General features: G+C 42.7%; 26 protein-coding genes. All 26 read right to left on the bottom strand.

What is annotated here, in order from left to right; genetic code table 11:
* Positions 1–470 (bottom strand): hypothetical protein (locus J6I68_RS15280; protein WP_292221582.1); only part of this gene is annotated, 470 nt, incomplete at its 3' end.
* Complete coding sequence (locus J6I68_RS15275) at positions 471–1,859, bottom strand: hypothetical protein (RefSeq protein WP_292221580.1); 1,389 nt, start codon at positions 1,857–1,859, stop codon at positions 471–473.
* On the bottom strand, positions 1,846–2,679 hold the full coding sequence (locus J6I68_RS15270; RefSeq protein WP_292221578.1) for a phage distal tail protein domain-containing protein: 834 nt from the start codon (positions 2,677–2,679) through the stop codon (positions 1,846–1,848). The genes J6I68_RS15275 and J6I68_RS15270 overlap by 14 nt, the downstream gene beginning before the upstream one ends.
* Positions 2,680–2,681: 2 nt before the next feature.
* Entirely contained in the window at positions 2,682–6,368 is a 3,687-nt protein-coding gene (locus J6I68_RS15265; RefSeq protein ID WP_292221576.1) for a phage tail tape measure protein, read from the bottom strand.
* 15 nt (positions 6,369–6,383) lie between these two features.
* Positions 6,384–6,665, bottom strand: a complete 282-nt coding sequence (locus J6I68_RS15260) for a hypothetical protein (RefSeq protein WP_292221575.1) — start codon at positions 6,663–6,665, stop codon at positions 6,384–6,386.
* Positions 6,632–7,042: a hypothetical protein gene (locus J6I68_RS15255; protein WP_292221574.1), complete on the bottom strand. Its 411-nt coding sequence runs from the start codon at positions 7,040–7,042 to the stop codon at positions 6,632–6,634. The genes J6I68_RS15260 and J6I68_RS15255 overlap by 34 nt, the downstream gene beginning before the upstream one ends.
* A 64-nt stretch (positions 7,043–7,106) precedes the next feature.
* Entirely contained in the window at positions 7,107–7,679 is a 573-nt protein-coding gene (locus J6I68_RS15250; protein ID WP_292221573.1) for a major tail protein, read from the bottom strand.
* A gap of 1 nt (position 7,680) precedes the next feature.
* Entirely contained in the window at positions 7,681–8,040 is a 360-nt protein-coding gene (locus tag J6I68_RS15245; protein WP_292221571.1) for a hypothetical protein, read from the bottom strand.
* Positions 8,040–8,471: a hypothetical protein gene (locus J6I68_RS15240; RefSeq protein ID WP_292221570.1), complete on the bottom strand. Its 432-nt coding sequence runs from the start codon at positions 8,469–8,471 to the stop codon at positions 8,040–8,042. Before J6I68_RS15240 ends, J6I68_RS15245 begins: the two co-directional genes overlap by 1 nt.
* Positions 8,471–8,806: a phage head closure protein gene (locus tag J6I68_RS15235; protein ID WP_292221569.1), complete on the bottom strand. Its 336-nt coding sequence runs from the start codon at positions 8,804–8,806 to the stop codon at positions 8,471–8,473. Before J6I68_RS15235 ends, J6I68_RS15240 begins: the two co-directional genes overlap by 1 nt.
* On the bottom strand, positions 8,803–9,138 hold the full coding sequence (locus J6I68_RS15230) for a head-tail connector protein (protein WP_292221568.1): 336 nt from the start codon (positions 9,136–9,138) through the stop codon (positions 8,803–8,805). Before J6I68_RS15230 ends, J6I68_RS15235 begins: the two co-directional genes overlap by 4 nt.
* Complete coding sequence (locus tag J6I68_RS15225; protein WP_292221567.1) at positions 9,068–9,394, bottom strand: hypothetical protein; 327 nt, start codon at positions 9,392–9,394, stop codon at positions 9,068–9,070. The genes J6I68_RS15230 and J6I68_RS15225 overlap by 71 nt, the downstream gene beginning before the upstream one ends.
* Before the next feature lie 13 nt (positions 9,395–9,407).
* Positions 9,408–10,574: a phage major capsid protein gene (locus J6I68_RS15220; protein ID WP_292221566.1), complete on the bottom strand. Its 1,167-nt coding sequence runs from the start codon at positions 10,572–10,574 to the stop codon at positions 9,408–9,410.
* Between the two features lie 3 nt (positions 10,575–10,577).
* The gene (locus J6I68_RS15215; RefSeq protein ID WP_292221565.1) at positions 10,578–11,243 is read right to left on the bottom strand and encodes an HK97 family phage prohead protease; all 666 of its coding nucleotides are present in this window, start codon (positions 11,241–11,243) and stop codon (positions 10,578–10,580) included.
* A complete protein-coding gene (locus J6I68_RS15210) occupies positions 11,221–12,609 on the bottom strand; it encodes a phage portal protein (protein WP_292221564.1) in 1,389 nt (462 codons plus the stop codon). The genes J6I68_RS15215 and J6I68_RS15210 overlap by 23 nt, the downstream gene beginning before the upstream one ends.
* 1 nt (position 12,610) lies before the next feature.
* Complete coding sequence (locus J6I68_RS15205) at positions 12,611–14,299, bottom strand: terminase large subunit (RefSeq protein ID WP_292221562.1); 1,689 nt, start codon at positions 14,297–14,299, stop codon at positions 12,611–12,613.
* Positions 14,292–14,825, bottom strand: coding sequence for a hypothetical protein (locus tag J6I68_RS15200; RefSeq protein ID WP_292221561.1), 534 nt, complete (start codon positions 14,823–14,825; stop codon positions 14,292–14,294). The genes J6I68_RS15205 and J6I68_RS15200 overlap by 8 nt, the downstream gene beginning before the upstream one ends.
* A gap of 870 nt (positions 14,826–15,695) precedes the next feature.
* Entirely contained in the window at positions 15,696–16,112 is a 417-nt protein-coding gene (locus J6I68_RS15195) for a HicB family protein (protein WP_292221560.1), read from the bottom strand.
* A gap of 34 nt (positions 16,113–16,146) precedes the next feature.
* Positions 16,147–16,317 (bottom strand): type II toxin-antitoxin system HicA family toxin, encoded by a 171-nt coding sequence (locus tag J6I68_RS15190; RefSeq protein WP_292221559.1) that lies wholly within the window; start codon positions 16,315–16,317, stop codon positions 16,147–16,149.
* A 114-nt stretch (positions 16,318–16,431) separates the two neighbouring features.
* Positions 16,432–16,839, bottom strand: a complete 408-nt coding sequence (locus J6I68_RS15185) for a hypothetical protein (protein ID WP_292221557.1) — start codon at positions 16,837–16,839, stop codon at positions 16,432–16,434.
* 10 nt (positions 16,840–16,849) lie between these two features.
* Complete coding sequence (locus J6I68_RS15180) at positions 16,850–17,038, bottom strand: hypothetical protein (RefSeq protein WP_292221555.1); 189 nt, start codon at positions 17,036–17,038, stop codon at positions 16,850–16,852.
* A 49-nt stretch (positions 17,039–17,087) separates the two neighbouring features.
* Positions 17,088–17,645 carry a DUF6273 domain-containing protein gene (locus J6I68_RS15175; RefSeq protein ID WP_292221554.1) on the bottom strand — a complete coding sequence of 186 codons (558 nt, stop codon included), beginning with the start codon at positions 17,643–17,645 and terminating at the stop codon, positions 17,088–17,090.
* 93 nt (positions 17,646–17,738) lie between these two features.
* Entirely contained in the window at positions 17,739–17,888 is a 150-nt protein-coding gene (locus J6I68_RS15170; RefSeq protein WP_292221552.1) for a hypothetical protein, read from the bottom strand.
* Between the two features lie 355 nt (positions 17,889–18,243).
* On the bottom strand, positions 18,244–18,714 hold the full coding sequence (locus J6I68_RS15165; protein ID WP_292221550.1) for a hypothetical protein: 471 nt from the start codon (positions 18,712–18,714) through the stop codon (positions 18,244–18,246).
* A gap of 62 nt (positions 18,715–18,776) precedes the next feature.
* On the bottom strand, positions 18,777–19,118 hold the full coding sequence (locus J6I68_RS15160; protein ID WP_292221549.1) for an HNH endonuclease: 342 nt from the start codon (positions 19,116–19,118) through the stop codon (positions 18,777–18,779).
* Between the two features lie 6 nt (positions 19,119–19,124).
* Positions 19,125–19,733, bottom strand: a complete 609-nt coding sequence (locus J6I68_RS15155) for a hypothetical protein (RefSeq protein ID WP_292221548.1) — start codon at positions 19,731–19,733, stop codon at positions 19,125–19,127.
* Positions 19,734–19,806: the final 73 nt, after the last annotated feature.

Here is a 19,806-nt window from a genome sequence, read left to right as displayed (position 1 = left end):
GTCTTTCCGACAAATTCAAGCTGGAAGTCTGAAGCTCCCAGCACCATAGGAAATGTTACTAACAGGTCTGTGAGCATTGTTGTGTTTACTGTGAATGTGCAGAGCTGAATGTCATAGACTCCGTTGATAAAGTTTGCATCCTCATTCTGCGTCATTGGAGTAAGGGCTGATGCAGACTCGCAGATAATATCAATGACTGTCTCTGCTGAGAGGTCAAAGTGAATATAAATCTGCCCTAAAAGAGTCCCTGCCTCAGAGAGGGCGACGGTAATGTCGTGCTCCAATATCTCGAAGAGAGCTCCTTTTATAACTCCGTAGCCTGCTCCTATGTGGATTGTGTTGCCTCCCGAATAGGTTATATCGCAACCTTCAATGACTCCGTTTGTATGGGAGACGTCGTAAAGGATCCTGTCATCCTTGGCTGTAACGTTCATCTCGTCATACTGTTTAATGTTGATATAATCGCTCATTTAAGCCCTCCCTTTTAAATACTTTGTAAACTCAAGCCTTATCGTTCCGAATATCAGGGTTATCGTGTCGTCTACTTCTCTTCCTGTGAGGATAGTGTTGTAGCTGTTGCCCTCGTAGATGACATTTACAATCTGGCCAATCCTCAGAGTGGCCGGTGTGAGAAGTGAGTCATCGATTGCCACTTCCAGCTCGATAAGGTTGTCATACTTGTTCTTTGAGAATGTTGAAAGAGCCTTGTCATATGCCTTTTCTGTAAACAGTGCCAAGGCTGTTGTCTCTCCATAGGTGGCTGCTGCCTCCGAGTCAGCCCATCCCTCTATTGATAACTCGAACTCGTCTGACTCTTCCCAGGTCTCCTGTCCTACTATGATCCCGTCGGCGTCATAGATTAGTGAATCAGAGTCGTTGTAGGTCCAGCCAAAAGCCATGAATGAATTTATATCGCTCATGTGTTCAAGAGCTTCCTCGATATCCTCTTCCGTCCTTTCCTCAGGGTCTATTGAGTTATAGGATTTTATCTTGGAGTAGTCGCTCTTAAGCTCTTTGACTTTGTTGTCTATGCATTTTGCGTTGTCGTTGGTGCTTACCTTCTGGTTCTTGTAGTTGACCGGCGTTACCCTGTCCGAGTCCGATGTGTCAAAAGAATCGTCTGGATGCAGATAATAAACAGTGCTTCTTTCAAAGTCCTTTGAGTTCCATATATTGACCTTGTTTATCTGCTTCTTGGATTTTCTTATAGTCACCGTCTTGTCTATGATGTTGGGAAGGTCTGCTTCAATGTTCATGACAGGGTCAGTATTCTTTGTTATGGTCACATGGACTGTTTTCGCATTGAAATCAATCTTCCAGTAAAGAATGATCCCGTACTTGGTAAACATTGGAAGAATCAAGTCGTCAAGGATATTGATAAAAGCCACCTGTCTCACAGGTGGCTCTTCTCCTTCATCCGGTTCATTCTCTATTTTATAATCAAAATCCCAGCTCTGTGTGGAAGTCTCGGCTGTGACAGTCAGGGAAAACCTCTGCGAAAGGTCTGTGTTTGTAACATAAAGCTCGTCTATCCTTGCTTTCAGATACTCTTCCGCTGTCCCTGTTATCTCGGCCACATCAATAAGGACCTCTCTGTCAAACATATTTTCTATTGATGTGAATGTGACATCTGTTGTACCGTCATCTTTCTTTTTTGCCTCAGTGACTATTCCTGAATAATCTTCTTTGTCCCTGTACAGCCTTATGAAATAATTTGCCTGAATAGGCGTTGTAGTATTAAGGGCAACCTTTGATTTCTCAGGATCAAGGTAATCCTCTTTATACTTGATATCGCCTGTGGAAGTATTAAACAGGAAAGCAAAATTATTATCGAATATCTCTACATTAAACTGTTTCATATTCCAGATGTGCCTCCACTGCAAGCTCTAATGTGTTTACGCCATCATGGCCGATTGAAATTCTGTTTGTGCCTCTTTCGAGGAAAAAGAATCTTTCGGTGGAAAAATCTGAGTACTGGTAGAGATCGGTGATAAGATTGTTCTGGTTATCATACTTCTTGATACTGTAGGGAATAACTGTTGTATCTATCACGATTCTCTGGCCCTGAGTAAGGGTTGTTATTACTCTTCCGGTGCTCTTTAAGACTCCATTTACATATAGTCTCCATATAGGGTTGATACAGGTTCCTATTATCGTTATCTTGCAAGGGCTCTCAAGAGCTGTGTCAGATATCATTGTTACGTTATTGGCGACATCTTTACCATACTTGTAGGGATATTGATAATCGTAAACCTTGCCGACTGTCTGGCCATCGTTTCTTTGGCGAACAACTCTGTACCATGGGGAAAGTTTTTTAAAGGAGATATCAGCCTCAAGCCAACCTGTATCTGGGTTGATTTCTCCTTTTCCCAACTCCTTTAAATGAACATCCACCATGTACTCTGTTCCGTTTGGATTATAAATAAAAGTCAGAGGTTCAACTTGGGCAAACATGGCAAAAGAATAGTAGTTGCTATATTGGTCATTGCCCGTAAATACAAGTGTCCCCTCTATATCTTTCGGTTTTGACAATTTCTTTGTGCGGACAAAATTTAGGCCTACCTGAGAGTACTTATCTCCCATGTTGAGCCCTAATCCCTTGGGCTCGTTAAACCAATGGGTTGTACTCATAAATGAATACATTGCCCCATTTCCATTCCTTAAATAGAACTTTCTCATTGTCAGCCTCCTATAGCCTCGCCCAGTTTCTTGTCGATTGCAGAAACAATGCCAGAAATATCTACACTAGCGACAGCTTCTTCACATAATGCTTTTATTGCGTCGCACACAGCACTGGTGCCATCCTTGATGCCCTGTGCAAGGCCTCCACATATCCCATCCTTACCGATTGAATAGAATTTATCAGATCTACCGCTCTCGGTTGTTATTCCAAGATTGGTTTTTGTGGTATCAAGAGTCGTCTGAACCATTCCCTGAACCGCTGGCTTGAGATTTTCCTCGGTTTTCGTAGTTATAGCCGTTGACATGTCAACAACCGTGTCTGAGGTTATTTGCGTCATATTCTCTTTATGAGTTTCTGCAACGCCTTCTACATATATCTGATATTCTTCTCTTGCTGTTTGCTGTTCTTCAAAATACTGCGCGAATAGCTCTTTAGTCTCCTCAGTGTATTCAGAGTCCTGAACTCTTACACCGGCATACATATCTTCTGCTTCGGCCATTAAGTCTAGGCGCTCTTGCCAGAGGTCGGTTATTTCCTGGAAGCCTTCTCCACTATCGTTCATTTCTTGTAAAGCGGATGCGAGCTCGTGGACTTCCGGTGCTCCGTCTATTCCCAAAGATACCGCTGATTCAACCAGGTTTTTTAATGCAGGGTCTACATCAGATTCAACCAGTTCTTTAAGAAATGCCATATCCTCATTGTATTGCTTTAGCACCTCGTTATCATCGGCCCACAGTTCCTTCATCTCTTCGAAGGTCTTTGCTGATTCGCCGCCAAGTTCAGAAAGTAATCCAATGGATCCGCTGATATGCTCATTTGCATCTTTTAAAAGATCTTCAAAGGACTCAAAGGCCTCCTCTGAGTACTGGGTGGCAAGGGCTAAACCATCCTGAGCAGCTGCTAATTCATTTGCTGCTTCGATGTTGGCTTCTGCAGGTTCGAGCACATCGTCCATGTAATTGGTCAAGCTTCCAATTTCGTCTGACAATCCTGGGATGGTCTCATTGCTGAGCGTCTCTATCTTTTCCTGCCACTGCTCCTGCTCCATGTAAAGCTCGTCATTGGCCTCGGCAACCTCGTTATACCTCCTGTACAAGCCATCCAGCCTTACGTCATACTGCTCTACTGTTACAGCGCCATTCTCATATGCCTCTGTAAGATCGTCTATCTGTTGCTGAATCTCATCTAGCCCTAATTCTTCTTTTACTTCTGCCAGCCTCTGCTCCGCCTGGTACAACTCATATTCTGCATCTGCCTGAGCTTCTAACAGCTCTGTAATCTCTTCTCTTGCCCTCTGCAGTTGGATGTACTTAAGTTGGTCGTCGATATTGGTCAGAAGTGCTTCTGAGTTTTCTGTGAGATGTCCGGTATTGTCATTGATTTGAAGATTCCACTCTGGATAAATGGCGTTCAGCTGATTAACAGCGCTGGCCATCTCTTTTTGCTCGTTTTCTGTCAGTGATGTCTTTTCATTTAGATCTTTGATTTTTGCCGCCAGGTCCTCTACGTATTTCTGCTGGGTGCCAAATTCTGTTCTCAGATTCTCACTTGATGCCTTAACATCATTAAAAGACTCTATCGCTTTCTGAGTACTCTCAACTGCTTCAAACGTATAATCAGCGCTATCCTGCACAAGCAGGTTGTATATACCAAGACCGGCCACAAGTCCGCCTATGGCTGTTACGAGCAAGCCTACAGGATTAGCAGTCATTGCTTCGTTCAAGAGCCATTGTGCGATAGTTGCTCCCTCGGTAGCAGTCTGATAGGCCGTCCATGAGGCCTGTGCCGCAGTAATAAATGGTATCGCCTGTCCAAACAACAGTTGTGAAGCTGCTATTCCGCCTATCCCTGCTGTAATTTCGCCGGAGTTATCGATGATCCATGTGAATATGTCTATAAGCGCAGGTAATACAACATCAGCGCCATCTGTTGCTCTGTCAATAAAATCGCCAAGAGCTTCGGACATTTTCGTGAATGAAACGTTGAGTTTTCCATTATTTACAGATTCTGTGAGTTTTCCCACTGCATCTGTAGCATTCTGAACGCTTTTGCGCAGTTCCTTATCGAATACCTTCTCTGATGCAATACCCAGCGCTTCCAATGCAGAGTTTAAAATAGTTATGTCGCCCTTGAGATTGTCATTAAGAACCTTGGCCATTTCATCTGCTGCGCCGGCGCTATTTCTGATTTTCTCCGACAATACCTCGTATTCTTCTGAGCTTCCTTTTAGAAGCGCATTTACGGCAGCGATATCAGTCTTATTGAAGATTGATTTGATTGTGGCTGCTTTTTCTACGGAACCCATATCTGCCAGGGAGTTATTGAGGTCGATCATAATATCATTTAGATTCCTCATGTCACCTGTAACCTGGTCTTCGATAACAACCCCCAGCTCTTTAAGTTTGCCTGCAGCTTTATCTGTAGGGGCTGAAAGAGAGAGAATTATGTTCCTTAAGTGTGTTCCGCCCTCGGCTCCCTTAATTCCGTTATTGGCCAGAATGCCGAGTTCTGTATTCATGGTTACAATATCCTGCTGCGCAAGTGATACTGCACCAGCGCATACAAGAGATGCCTCGCCAAGCTGTGCAACGCTCGTGTTGGAAGACTGTGCTGTTTTTGTCATTTGGTCTATATAACTATCCAGCTGATATGTTTCCATCCCGAGCGCCGCCATAGAATCAGTGACCAGATCCGAAGCATACGCAAGATCCATTCCGCCTGCTGCCGCCAGAGTTAAAACTTTCGGAAGTGTTTCTGCGGCTTTTTCGGCGTCGTAGCCTGCGAGTGCCAGATAGTTCAGAGCTTCAGCGCTCTGAGATGCCGAGAACATCGTGGTTTCTCCACACTTCCTAGCAGCACTTTCCAGTAGCTGGTATCTCTCACTGCCATTAGCTATCTCTTCTGATGTCATTCCCATTGTGGCAGCAACCTGGCCCATTGCAGCATTAAACTCTTTGCCGGTTTCCACTGCTGCTACTGCAACGTCCTTTATCCCGTCAGCTATTCCTCTTAGGGCGTCAACTGTAAAATCTGATATAACGTTGGCTTCTATTAGCTTAAAGAAGTTGTTTACTTCTTTTTTGGCTTCCTCGGTTTCGTTTCCAAATTCATCAATGGATTTAGCACACTTGTCTGTGCTGTTATTCGCTTCCTCCAGGTACTGTCGAGTCTTTTCAAGTTCTGAGCCATACTGCATTTCTTCAGTCTTGGCATTATTCAGCGCAGACTCGTATTTATTCATTTCAACAGTGGCCTGAGTATATGTATTGTTAGCGCCACGCAGGGTTTTCTCTAAAATCTCAACTTTTTCCTGCTGCTCTTTGATCTCTTCAGTAGTGGCATTGCTTGAGTTCTTAAGCGTTTCAAGCTTATCTTTTTCTTCGTCGTACTCTTTGCTCAGTCTTTCCTGTGTCGCTCTGTATTCCTCAAGCTTGGGTGTGGCTTCTTTTATAATCTGAGAATATAACTCTACAGCTTTTTTTGCTTCTTCATACTGTTTTGAAAGTATTTCTTCTTTGGCTGCCAAGGCTTGTGCAGTATTAGCTGTATCTTTGTATTCTGTTGTGCATGTCTTAAGTTCTGTTCTAAACTCTGAAAGATTCGATCTAATAACTTTTAATTGGTTGTTATACTTATCCGGATCTTCAATTACAATCTTTGTTGAAATAACACCCTGTTTAGACATGTCCTCACCTCTATGCTACAAAGAGGCAAGCGATACTTCCTGTTCGCTTGCCTCTTTTGCGCTTTTTAACTCATCTTCAATATCTTTGTATAGCATTCTCTTAGTCTCGAAATTATATATGCTCTTATATTCATGAAAGATATCAAGCCACTTTCCGAATGTGAGCAGCTCAGCTTCGCGCTGGGGAATCCCCATTTTTGTCCTGGCTATCAAAAAAATTCTTTCGAAATTAATTTCCGGATTTTCCTCTTCCTTTTCCGGCTCTATGTTGTCATGTTTTTTTTTACCGCAAAGCACCTGTTGAACTCATCAATCAATAATGCTGAGAGTTCTGGTGGCTGCATGTCGATAACCCTTCCGACAAACTTTTCGTCCACCTCTTCTATCTTGGTGCCCTCCTGATCATTTTTTATTGCAATGCCTTCATTTATCATAAGAGTGAGGCCGAATATCATGGTTTCTATAACATAACCTTTAAACACTAGCTTTATTCTGCCGCTCTCGTCTCTTTCAACTTCACCGTCTTTGTTTTTGATTGGTGCTGCTCCAAGAAGATCTCTCTCAAACTGAGCTGCACTCATCCTGTCCTGGACCTTGGATAATACATATAAATCGCAATAATATGGTAACTTTTCGCCATTTAACTCAATCTCTTTAAGGTTGATTTTTCTCATGTTCTTCCTTTCAAAAAGCACCAGAGGGCTTTATTGCCTTCTGGTGCTCTACATGGTGGTTACATCAAGGAGTAGTGTCTTCGCTTGTGTTCTCTGTGATGTTGAGGAAACTCTTAACATACGCCGCTGCCGCTTCTGCAGTATCAAACTGTTCGTACTTCTTCCATGCTTCGTTTGCATCTGCGATGGCTTTGCCTTCCAGGACGGGTGTCTTAAACTCAATGTTCTCGCCCTTTGTTGTGTAATCCTCAGCGCCTGCGCTAAATTTTACGCAAGTCAGTATGTTTCCGGTATATTTTGTTACACCGTCAATTTTCTCAACGGAGATCCAACCGGTACCGACATAATTTCCTTCGTCGGTTGTCTTGTAGGTTACTTCTCCTTCCTCGCTGACTGTGTGTCCGAACATTGTAGACTCAGCGACCTGCGGAAGCGTTGTTACTCCAAGAGATACTGCTGCATCTTTGAATGTCTTTTCGTACTCAACCTGAACATCGTCTCCGAACAAAGATCCCTCTGCATAATTTGGAGCGATATTAAGGCTTACGCCGTGTCCGCACTTGAAACCATCTGTATATGTTCCTGTGCTCCTGTTGTACTTTGCCACCCATGGGTGTCTGAAACCTATCTTGGCCATGTTATACCTCCCTTGATTCTGTAATGTTTACAACTAAAACTGTGTGTCTGATCTTTTTTTCAAGATTATTCTTACTAGTGAAAGTCTCGATCCAGCTCCTAATAGTTGTCACTTCTCCGAGAGTCTCCAAGTAATTCCTAATCCTGTGCTTAAAATCCATATAGTTAAAATCTGTTGGTGTGTACAGATTAACCTGGATGATAGCTGTGTCTTCCAACGGATCATCGTCCCCATATAAGGATGGGCTCTCATCATTATATGTGTACGTTATATATTTAGATTCATCCCCTTCATATTCGTCAGGTCTTACCGGTATTCCCAGTATCTCTTGAAGATTCTGTATCTTTTGATTGGCATTCATTATTTTGCTCCTGTGATCTCGTTGAACTTTGTCTGCATTCTTTCCTCGATTTGCGGCTGGTACATTTTGGTTGCCCGATCCAGCCAAGGCCTTGGCGCCTGTCTCCCTGCTACACCGTATTCCAGCCATATGGCTTTGAGTGCGTTGGAAACAACGTATTTCTTTTTACCTCTTGTATACTGGTGTGTACTATTGCCCTTTGGAACAACATTGAGGATGTATGCCCCATTCTTTGCCTTTTTGGGAGCTCTTGCTTTGACGGAATTAACAAGTTCTGATTCTCCATCATGCTGTATCACGCTCTTTAGGGATTTCTTTGTCGCATCCTCCATTAAAGGAGCTGCCTCTTCTAACAGTTGTGGAGCGACTTTTTCAAAAGAGGAATCGAGAAACTTATCCAGAATAGTGTCCGGCATATCGAATTCAAACATTATGAACTCACCTCCAATGCGTCAATTTTGACGACCTCATTTTTAAACTGCACGTTGTCCACAAATGTAATTACATATGTCTTACCTTTGCACAATATCCGGTAATACTTTGCTTTAACACTATCAAGTTTCTTATGCCATCTAAGCTGAAACCTAACGGTTGTGTCCGCCTCAACCTGTGCAGCATTCCACCTTTCGGTCCCGGAAAGCTGATTGACATATGCTTTATTCGCATAATATTTAATCCATTCGCCTGTGGGGAAGCCGTCAGCATCTACGTCATTGCCAGTATTTTTTTGAATTACTATCTTTTCCTTATATGCGCCTGCATTCATTTTGATTCTCCTGGAACAAGGTTAAACCGGTAGAGTCCGAGTATGCTTTCAGCTACTTTGTTTACAGATGACTTATCTACCGAATACTGCCTGTTGTCGTACATGTCTGCCACCAGCACTAATACTACTGTAGTTAAGTCTTCGTAATCATCAAGCTTTCTTCCGTTGTCATCCTCTGTATCAATTTCCTTTATTCCTGTTTGGCCCTTAACGTAGGAAATAGCAGCTTCCTTAAGTGAGTTTATATAGCTAATCTCATCTTCACTTAGAGCTTCTTCTTCCTCGTTTAGATGCACCAGTAGGTTTTGCAGTGTCAGCTGGCTTATCTTCATCTTCTTCCTCCGGCTCTATCTCTGCAGGATCATCTGCTGTTTCCTCAGGATCAGTGTCTGTATCATCGTCTTCACCTTCCGGTATCCTGTTAGCTTCCTCTCCGCCATTCTGTTGCGACGTCGCAACAGAACCTATGGATTCTGCATAACCGGCATTAATAAGATCGCTGGCAATCTCATCAGGGAAGTCTTTGACTTCCCCGATGGTGCCATTGAAGCTCATGCCGCTAAAACTTCTTAAGCACTTAACTTTCATGGTTAACCTCCATTTATCCGTTGCTTGCAGCCATCTGAAGAACAGCTACGGCCTGCTGGTTGGAAATCTTAGCATCTGCCTCGCACCAAGCAACAACTCCGATTGCGTGCTGTGTTGCATATTTCTCCTTGAGAATCTGCACATAATCCTCTACAAGCTTTGCGCTGAGTGCCTCAGCTGCGTCAAGATAGAAAATAGCCTTTGCGCCTGCTGAAAGTCCAGGGCACTGATCAGATGTGTATACCGGCTTTCCGAGAATTGTACCGGAGAATCCGTCCTTGATCTGCTCGTTGAAGAGATACCTGTCGTTTTTATCCTTCAGAAGCTTGATTGCTGTAAGAGTGTCAGGATGCATAACGAAATATGCATTCCTCTGGAAAGCGCTCTTAAGCTTGCCCTGAAGCCTGATAAGCTCATCTGCTGTGATTGCTGTCTGAGCTGCAGCTGTAATGATCTGAGTTGCTGTTGAAAGACCGGTGATTTTGTTGTTGGTTCCAACAAGAATCTCGTGATCCATGAAGTCTGCTACGGCGATGCCAAGTTTTCCAACTACGAAATCAACAAGTTCGATATCTGTACTGTTGAGAAGTGATACTGAAATCTTGGCAAGAGCGCCTGCAAGATATCCCACAAGGTCTACGCTCAACAGCTTTGTGCTCTTAGCCTCAAGATCTGTGAACTCAGTGGCATATGCTACCGTGATATTGTCATTTGACTCATCCACATAAGGGATTGAAACAGTACCCTTGATGTTGTACTTTGTAGCATCCCTGAAAAGAGGGGAGATGTCCTTCACCTTGTCGATGATCTTGTTGACAACTGTCTTGGGGATAATTGCTCCGTTGTCAGTCTTTGTGATGTTGGAATCAGCTCTTTCCCTGATGATATTTGCAAAAGCTCTGATTTCAACTTCTTCAATATCATCTGCAGGGTCCTCTGTTGTAGGAGCGTCAATCATTCTGACATTGCGAGCTCTCTGAATCATATCCAGAGTCTTGTCAATGCTCTTGATCTTCTCCTCTGTCTCCTTAAAGGTTTTGTCTTCCTCTTCTGAGAAGGCTCTCTTCTCCATCTCTACCTTGCTTGTGAGCTCCTGGAGTGAGCTGTAAAGCTCTGCCCTCTGCTCAATAAGGCCCTTCTCGTTTTCTGTTGCTCTTAACTGTAATACTCTCTTTTTCATTGCTTACCTCCTTAAATTGTTGAGTACTTCATGATATTTTGAATAATCTACGTCTTCCTGTTCTTCGCCTTTTTCGGCTCTGGTTGTAACTTTTTCTACAGGCTTCGGAGCAGTGCTCTGTTCTTCTGACACGTATGAAATAACATCATTGTCAAAAGCTCTGAGTAATACTTTGCTCTCGTTATCTTCTGCTCTTGAATGAATGCTTGTGCCTGCATAAATCGGAGTCATCTGATCATCTATAATAGATACCTCTACCAGCTCAAGCTCTGTGACTACCCTTCTTTCGACGTGGTTTGAATAGTCATAGTCAGTCTTGAAATCCAGGTAATAAAAACCGAAGCTCCATCCTGATAGCTTCTTCTCTCTCGCCAACTCAATTACCTCAGGATCTGTGATGGTAGCCAGGGCGTGAAGCCCAATACTATCTTCTGTCAGCTCAAGCCCAGACTTGGTGTTGCCATATGGCTTATCGAGATTATGATTTTTGAGCAAAAGTACCGGCTTGTCGTCGTTTAGGCTCTTGTTTAAAGCCATAGCAAAGGTGCCCGGCTGAATCTGTTCAACAAACTCATTACCGTACTCGTCTCTCATTCGTCTTGAATCTCTGCCAACAGCATTGACATATCCTTCGATTTCAACCGAATCAGCTCTTATTCTGATCTTCATCTTCAGTCTCCTTTCCGTCAGCTTTTTCAGAATCCGTCTTCGCCTGATTTGAAGGTGTGGTAGGCGAGCTATTCTCGACTACTACACTTGTTAAATCGCCGCTTCCTTTTCCCGACATAGCTTCCTTGATGTTATATCCCTTCCCCATATTGGGAGTGAATATCATTCCTGTTTCAGGATCATAAAGGACATCCTGAAGCCCTAGTTTAATAAATGGCATATCAAGTTTAGGCAGGTTCTCTGCTTCCCTGATATCGTCTATTTGAAGGAACCCGTTCTTCATGGCCACTGCATAAGCCTCGTACCTTGTCTTTAGATCTCCCTTTGTGAGTTCTCTGATATCGAAGCCCCAGAAATAATTCTTTTTTTCTCTTTCCAGTAAAAAATCCCTATTTAGTGACTTGGCGAAGACCTCTAAAATAGGGATTATGCAGTATTGAATGAATTTTATTTTATCTGCCTCTGTTGGTGTTCCTGATAGCATATTAGGAGGCATATTGAAAATCTTACATATTTCAACAGCGTTAGATTTCTTGTTCTCGTTCAGCTGCATCTCTGTGGATGTTTCGCTGCTCTCATTGAACTTTACGCCATTGTTCAGAACTATTACGTTTTCATTCTCCTGTTGATACAAAAGATTGAAAGCGGCCTTAAGCGCATCTATAGCATCCTGAGATAGCTTGTGTTCGGATTCAAGGAATCCTTTTTTATTTCCGCCTTTCTTAACAAGCTTCTCTTCGAATAATAGACTCATGTAGGCAGTTTTAAGCACTTCGCTATTCTCCTGCACTAGCGATTTTCCGTAATATCCGTTTTTGGTTCTTCTGATAAGCTTTAAAAACCGATATGGGCGGTAAGTTTCACCTCTGCAAAGGATGTTGTAGTCTTTAAATATTGGGTTCTCAGAATATTGAAAATTAATATATGCCGGATCCACATAATTTAGAGAAACATATCTAGTCCCTCGTTTGTTTATATATGCGTATCCACCTTTATTTGTGAGGTAATCAAATATTATAGCTTTCTTGAAATCAACGCCTGTGAGGGTGTCTCTTGTGTCATCATTGATAAGCTTGACCCTTTCGTCGTTGTCCAGGCGCTCTATCGAATCACCATTCCTCTTGTATAAGTACGCCGGTATTGATCCGATCGTGTCGCAAATAAGATTGACGCACCCTGCGAAGCTTGGGACGTTCATAGCTTTCTCTAAGGTCATGAAATCAGAAGCCAAAAAAGCTCTGAGTAAAGTCTCTGCTGCCTCGATGCTGTTTTCGGTCTGCGTCGTGGATGTGTCTCTCTCCAGTTCTTCCGGATCTTCTGCTCTATTGGTGATTTGTACTGTTTTTCCGAATAAATTAAATTCCATGTCAACCTACCTGTACTGTAAAATTGCCATATAGCAATTCCTGTTGAAGCAGATATATAGCGTTTATCAGCGCCACTACCATATCTACTTTTCCTTTAGACTTCTTTTTATTCACATATTTATTGAGATTCGTATCTTCGGTGCATCTTGCATTCTGGAAGTTAATCTCCAGAAGTCGGTTTTCATCATAAGCAAATTTTTTATTAAGAATTGCTTCTTTGAGAAACTTCGTAGGACTGTGCAGTGTTGAGCTGTGCTGTTTAATTTCAACGCAAGTATATCCTGCTGCCTCTAGCTGCTGGACTGTTGATGTAGCATTCCACCTATCGTAACCTATTTGCATGATTCTTACTCCCATTCTTTTCTCCAGTTTTAGGATGTGTTCTTCTATTGTCGGGTAGTCTACTGTTTCCTCTCCGCAAGCTATACAGCATTTCTCTTTAATCAATTTGTCATAATCAACCTTTTCTTTAGCAGCCTTTATCTCTACTCTTCCTTTAGGGATAAACCCTACTGCCTTGCAATATATAACGCCGTTTTCTTCAGTAACCATAGCTACAGCTGTATTGTCTTCTGACAATGACAGGTCGAGGCCTATCCATACATCTCTGCCTCTCCACCAATCATCACTCGGAGCTCTTTTGCAAAGCTTCACCTTCTGGACATCAACGTAACCCTCGACTCCGAGTCCTTTGTATAATATGTTGCAATGTTTACATAAAAAGTTTTCCCTTTTATTTTCATAAAGAATTGCGCTTAATCTTCTGTCTTTTAATCCTTCAAAAATGTGTTCATTAGTCACAGCCACGGGATTTGCCTGATATAAAATCCTGTCGTCCTTCATCCATGCATCACCCTGGCTTATTTCCTGATCCGGTTCATATAGCAACGAAAAATACCTCTTATTGGGTATTAGTCCGTCCAGTACTCTCTTTCCATAATCTATTTCATCCTGCATTACATTAAGATCGTTCGGATATTGAGTGCTTATAATAATGCCAAGCTTGTCATGTAGAGTTATCTGTGATGATCTCATGGCCTCTACCGGATAAGAGTCCATGGCTCCTGCTTCGTCTGCTAAGTATGCATTGGCCAGTCTTCCGTCCATTCTGTCTTCACTATAGGCAAGCGGAGTGTACTCGTTTTCGTTGATGTTGCAAATTATATTGCTTCTCAAAATTTTAAAGGCAGGATCCATCTCGTCATATAGTGCTGGGCTGGATTTAATAATTTTCTTTATTGCCAGCTTCAGCTCCGACGAGAGGGAAAGGTCAGGTGCCACGGAAAAGAATCGTGAAAACCTGGGCTCGGTCAGCATGAGCAATATGAAAATAACTGCGCTGTTGAAGGTCTTGAAGTTTTTTCTTGCAATCTCCAGCAATGCAGTTATATAGTATCTTTCCTGTGTTCTTTTTAATTTGGTGCATAGCGTGGCAATAATGAGCAGCCATGCGTATGGCTCTAAGCCCTCGTATATCGTACAGCGCAGATCCGGGTGAATCATGAGCTGCAATATTCTTTCTATCCTGGTCATAGTCGATATACTTACTTCGGCCTCAGGGTTTAATCCGTCAGCAATATTAAGCCAGCTCTCACATTGTAGCTTGACATACTTAGGGACTTTCCCTTCATTCTCATTTAAAGCCTGCTCAGCATATTGGTATGCGGCATTCTTTGTTATATCAGACACCTAAAGCCTCCCTCAGAGCATTTGTCTTGGTCTCCGGCTGCTTTGGTATACTCCTTAAGGCAGATGAAATAGTCATACAACTTTCTTTTTCGATTGCAAAGAGCTGCTGCCTCTTAGCCTTAAGATCCTTGTCTATACTGAGTATCAGCATTGTGTAATCTTTGATAGCTTCCGCGTACTCTTTGACATCTTCGTAATCGCTTCGGCTCTCTCTGATTTCCTCCAGAGTCTGCTCTGCAGTCTGTCTTGTGGACTCTAAGCGGCACACCTCGGCTGATATCTTGCAATACCTGTTGATCACTGCTCCATACAGGATATCGTCTTTACCGATCGCTTTCAGCATCTTCTTTGTCGTCTGAAATATTTTGTGCGCAAGTGCATCCCCTTTTACTTCGGCTGCCTCCTTGATAACATGTCCTGACAGCGTTTTCGCCTCTTGCTCTTTTCTGTGTGCGAGCTCCTTCTTGGTGCGATGCGACTTGTGCTCAATTGAAATTAGTTGTGCCGGTTTTGATGGTCTTGCCATTTTCCACCACCTTTCACTCTTGTGCGCATCTTTTTATCTATTTTTCTATATCTATTTCTTATTCCTGCGCACGAATTTTTTTCATTTTGGGAATTTTGTGTAAATTGAGGGCGGCTGTCGGTGTGGAAAAAAATTAAAAATACCCTCCCAAATGACCGGGGCGGGTATTTTCAGCGCAGTAACGTATTTATCTGTCTGTATTTTTCTTTGCTATGTCAAGCAGCAAGCTCTTAGGTACTCTGCCTTGGTCTGCCATCTCATGATGTAAATCACATAAAGTAACTAGATTGTAATCATCAAATGCTAAGCTTTCGTCTTCTTCGATTCTTGTAATGTGATGAACACTCAAGCAGTCGTACTGGTGTGTCTTCCTGGTGCCCTCGTAATTGATCAAGCACAGCTGACACAGATTACTGTCTCTGTCTCTTATGTAGTCTCTCTTTCGTTGCCATTTGGAGGTATTGCGGATGTGGACCGCTTTTGTACTCCGGTTATAAACTGGTTTCTTTCCACAATCAAACTTAGTGTCATGTATCCGTCCGCAATAAGAACAGGCTCTAAGCATGGTAATAAAAGAGGCAAGCAGTTTAATGCTTGCCTCACTCCTTATTATTCTTTATATCATCTTAACACGAATTGTTGTCCCTTGAGTCCCTCATTTTTATTTGAAACTAAATAACCACTTCAGCCAGGTAATTAAGAATATCAGAAAGCATAATGCAGAAAGAATTAACATTGCTATTCCTATTCCTGTTAATCGACCTAATACTGCAAAGAATCCTATTACTCCACATACGATACTGTATTTAAGTGGCTTGATAAACGGTAGACTCATATTGCTCTCCCTTCTTTTACGTGCTATGCATGTACTTATCTCGCTATATTCAGTCTTTCCATTAAGGCATCCTGCAAAACTCTGGATACGTTAATGTGTTCTCTCTCAGCTGCTTCATTAAGCCAGCTAGGTATGCTTACATTTTTCCTTACAGATTTGCTATTCATCTTTCTTCTGTGCGCATCCAGATCTGTATCAACATACGATACGATTGAATCGCCTTCGGCTGCGAAAGTACCTTTGCTTATATCGATCTCTTCGGCTCTGCTTGCCGGTGTAACTTCCTCGTCGTCCACGCTGTAGAAAGTTTCGCCGATATAATCTCTGGCCATATTGATGGCATCGGCCATTCCGTACCCCTCTGTCATTCCTTCAATATCAGGAATCTCGACAAGTACAGTGTCTTTTTCATCGTGAGTTTGTGTGAAGATTACTGGATAAACAACTATCATATATACCTCCTTTTAAGGCTTAGGAGTTGGAGGCTTACAGCCCCCACTTCCTTATGATTGCCTGTGCTAGTTTGTCGTTGATTTCTCGGTGTCTTGGTATCTTTTCGATATCGCTTCCTCTGACATATATGTCATGGTTGCCACCGTGCCTCAAGAAACTGAAACCCTTGTTGGTTAGCTTGTTTACTAAATCTCTTTGTTTCATTCTTGCGACCTCCTTATAATTATATTATACACAATTTTTGTGTATTGTCAACATTTTTATACTTATTTTATACACAAAATCAGCGAGACATGCATCTCGCTGATTCAGTATACGCTATATCCTCAAGCTAATTAGGTAATATATCTGTTGTCTTCGTTTATAGAAATAATTTTTGCTGCAGGGTATGTTCTTAGCTTTTAATTGATAATAAGTAAACCCGTAGCCAACGGCAAGCAATAGATATTTATAAAGGTCTTCATCTACTTCTCTAATCGTGTCCTCTAGCATTTTTGCCTTCATCGCACTGTCAGCCCTTTTGATTGCTATCTCTTGTGTCGGATCGAAGTCACTTGAAGTCTGTACTTTGTCTTTATTGTAGGTGATTGCCTTTCTGATATCCGCATCGATAGAAGCTTCTGCTTGCCATCTTGGATATCTTAAGCACCAGTGTATTGCCGTTAGTCTGTCTTCTTTTGAAAGATAAAATTCATTCTTTTCGCTTAATTCCCGATGCTTCCCCACTATCCCCTCCTTAGCACTCTTTAAGTATTATTCCAATAGCAAAACTAAAATTCGCTATTATGATTGCGATTGTAAATGTATCTGCTGATCCTCCGTTCAGATTCTCTATGCTCATGAATCCGATCTCGAATCCCAGGATTGAGTCTTCGTTTGTTGAATATGAGCCGTATATGCAGCCCCATCTGAATCCACTGCTCATTATTCTCCTCCTTGGCTGCTCAGGTTTGAGCAGCCGATTATCTCGATTGTTACGCTATCGCTTCACGATTGATCTCGAAGCAGGGGAGCACGCCATAAGAGCCGCTGGCGTAGCCGGTGCCCGGAGCGCCGGAAGTGCTGACACCGCAGAAGTACGTGGAGTTGCTGACAGCCGGCGAAGCCAACCAGTACCATCTTGAGTATCCATGCTTATCTCCATCGAGCCTTATTCTACCGTAGCCTTTCCTGAATAAGCTCCACTGTTTTCCTTTGCTCTTGTCCGCCCAGTCGCAATCCTCACGTTCGCCAAAGACCTCATTGAACCATGGAACAAATATCCTGCTGCCGGCTCGCTTTCCCATGATGTTCTTAAGGTCCTGAGGAAGTGTATCGAGATATTCGTTGTTGAGGAAGTCCATGAGGTCATCATGCGTCTGATCGTACTCATTAGGCAGACAATATCTTCTGACCATGTAGATATTCTTCTTTCTGATCTCTGCTACCTCAAAGACTGCCTTGCCGGCAATATCTTCTGTAACAAGCTTGTCGCCCACTTTTAATGCACTGGCCTTAATCTGTGTTTTAAATTCTTCAAGCGTATATTTCATTTTCATCCTCCTTAGCTCCTCCAATATTGATCTCTGATTCCCAGGTAAAGAATAAAAAGCATTAAAACTGCCATGATTGCTAAAACCACAACCTCACTCCATTTCACTGTCTTCCTTTCTCCCGTATAGTTCGTCGTATTCTTCGTCGTCTTTCATGTCTCTGAGCTCATCCCTAAATTGCATCCAGTCCGTGATCACAGTGAGCAGAAAGAGTATTGCTAGTAATATTATTGTTTTCCCCATATTTCTAATATCTGCCTCACTCTTATTATTGATATTCCGTACTTTTTCGCTATCTCGCTATAATAAGCACCTGCTGCCATGAACAAACCTCCTAAGCGCAGAGATTAGCCTTTTCTTGAATTTACTGCGCTTTTGTCTCTTCTCATAAGCCTCCCAATCCTTGGGTGTGGGAATAACCATAATGAATCCCGGATTAGAAATATCCGTGTAATAATTCCCTAAAGAAAATCCGTTATTCAGTCCAGTCATCATCTATATCCTGCTGCCTCCTTCCTGCTCTGGGATTTCTCCCAGAGGCTTTATGTGAATGGCTCTCTAAAAGTCTGTGTGATAAATTCCTTGAGCCCAAAAGGTCTTAATTCCCTATGTATGACGCAATGGTCCGGTATTTATTCTCAAGCTGTGTGATAGCTTTCTGATGTCCTTGAATCTCGGCGTCTATCTTATCAAGGCCTTCCATGAGACATTCCCTGACAGCATCTGGAACAGGGAGCTGTCTTTCTGCTGCCTTATTTTCGGTCTCGCTCCTTGAGATCATATCCTGGACTTCTCTCTCGAAGTCCTCATTTACAACTGCTGCCTTGGGCTCCTTATGCCCCATTTCACCCGGTACCGGATCCGCTGCTTCTATCACCTGAGGATCTTTCTTCATAGGGTCTGTCGGGATATGATCTGGCACTTCAAGTCCTGCGTCCGATAATATCTTCTTGATGAAGGTTGCTTTTACGTTGTTCGCTTTGGCCAGGCTCTTGATCTGCTTAACAGGGTCCCCTTTTTCAAAAGACTCTTTGTACAGGTTTATGATCGTCTCTTTATCCATTAACATTCTCGTCCCTCCCACACTTCACATATTTGCCGTACTCTGATAATTGATATCTCGGTTGCGCTTTACCATTTGCTATACCTCAGCTTCTCTTTGCTCCACCCCTCATGCCTGGCTCTTAGATAGGCTTCGAATATGGTCATCATGTCGTCACGGAGTCCGAGATTTCCATTATCAAGCATGTCGTGATGGTATGTGCAGCCAAGAGCTAAGTTCTCTGGAATCCCGAGGCCTCCTTGAGAGCGTGGGATAAAGTGCATGATCTGAAGCATATTTCTTGTAGTTGTGAACTCGTCCTCAGGTGGCAGCATATAGCCAAGCCTGCAAAAGATGCAGCCTCCATCCCTTGCATGAATCTCTTTTCTTACTTTGTCCGATATATCACACGCTCTCGACCTTTTGCTCATATCCGGTTAATCCTCTTCTTCTACAAAATCCCAACAAAGACTTACATCTTCTACAGCTTCAAGGAACTCTCTTTCGCCCTCATATCTGACATCCCTTTTGAATACAGCAATGGCCATAACGTTGTTTCTCCAGATTATGTAGGGTGTTTTATTGTCGCTTGCAGCAGATTCAGGCTTTGTCTCTCCTTCTTTGACTGCATCTTCGTCAATAAGATCTGCTGCCCATTCAGGAACCATTATCTTGTTACGGTCGAGTCCTTCAAGAATCTGCAGATTGCCATTCTTAGCCTTTACCAGTACATTGGTAAATTCATATGTCTTGTCAGAAAGCTTGTCGTACTGTGCCATCATGTTCCTGTATGTTGTTCCCGGAATCTCCATCTGGTCGTCATGGCCTTTGATGTAAAGATATCCTTCGCCGGGAGCTGGCAGCTCTCCGATGCACTCAACTATCTGTGCCTTGATCTTGTTGCTCAACATCTGATCGTCTACTTCTATGAACCAATAGAACCCCGACATGGCAAACCAACCTTCTGTAGTATGCTCAATATGAAGTCCTGCTCCTTTCCAGGCGTTCTTGATTAACCGCTTTAATACATTGTCATTAACAAACATATCTACCTCCATCTATCCATTAGTTATTTGCAAACCATTCAATATCCCAGCCCAGGTGCTTGTGAATATCAAG

It is taken from the genome of Butyrivibrio sp. (assembly GCF_017940685.1).
Lineage (GTDB): Bacteria > Bacillota > Clostridia > Lachnospirales > Lachnospiraceae > Butyrivibrio.
This window is presented reverse-complemented; position numbering and strand designations above follow the sequence as displayed.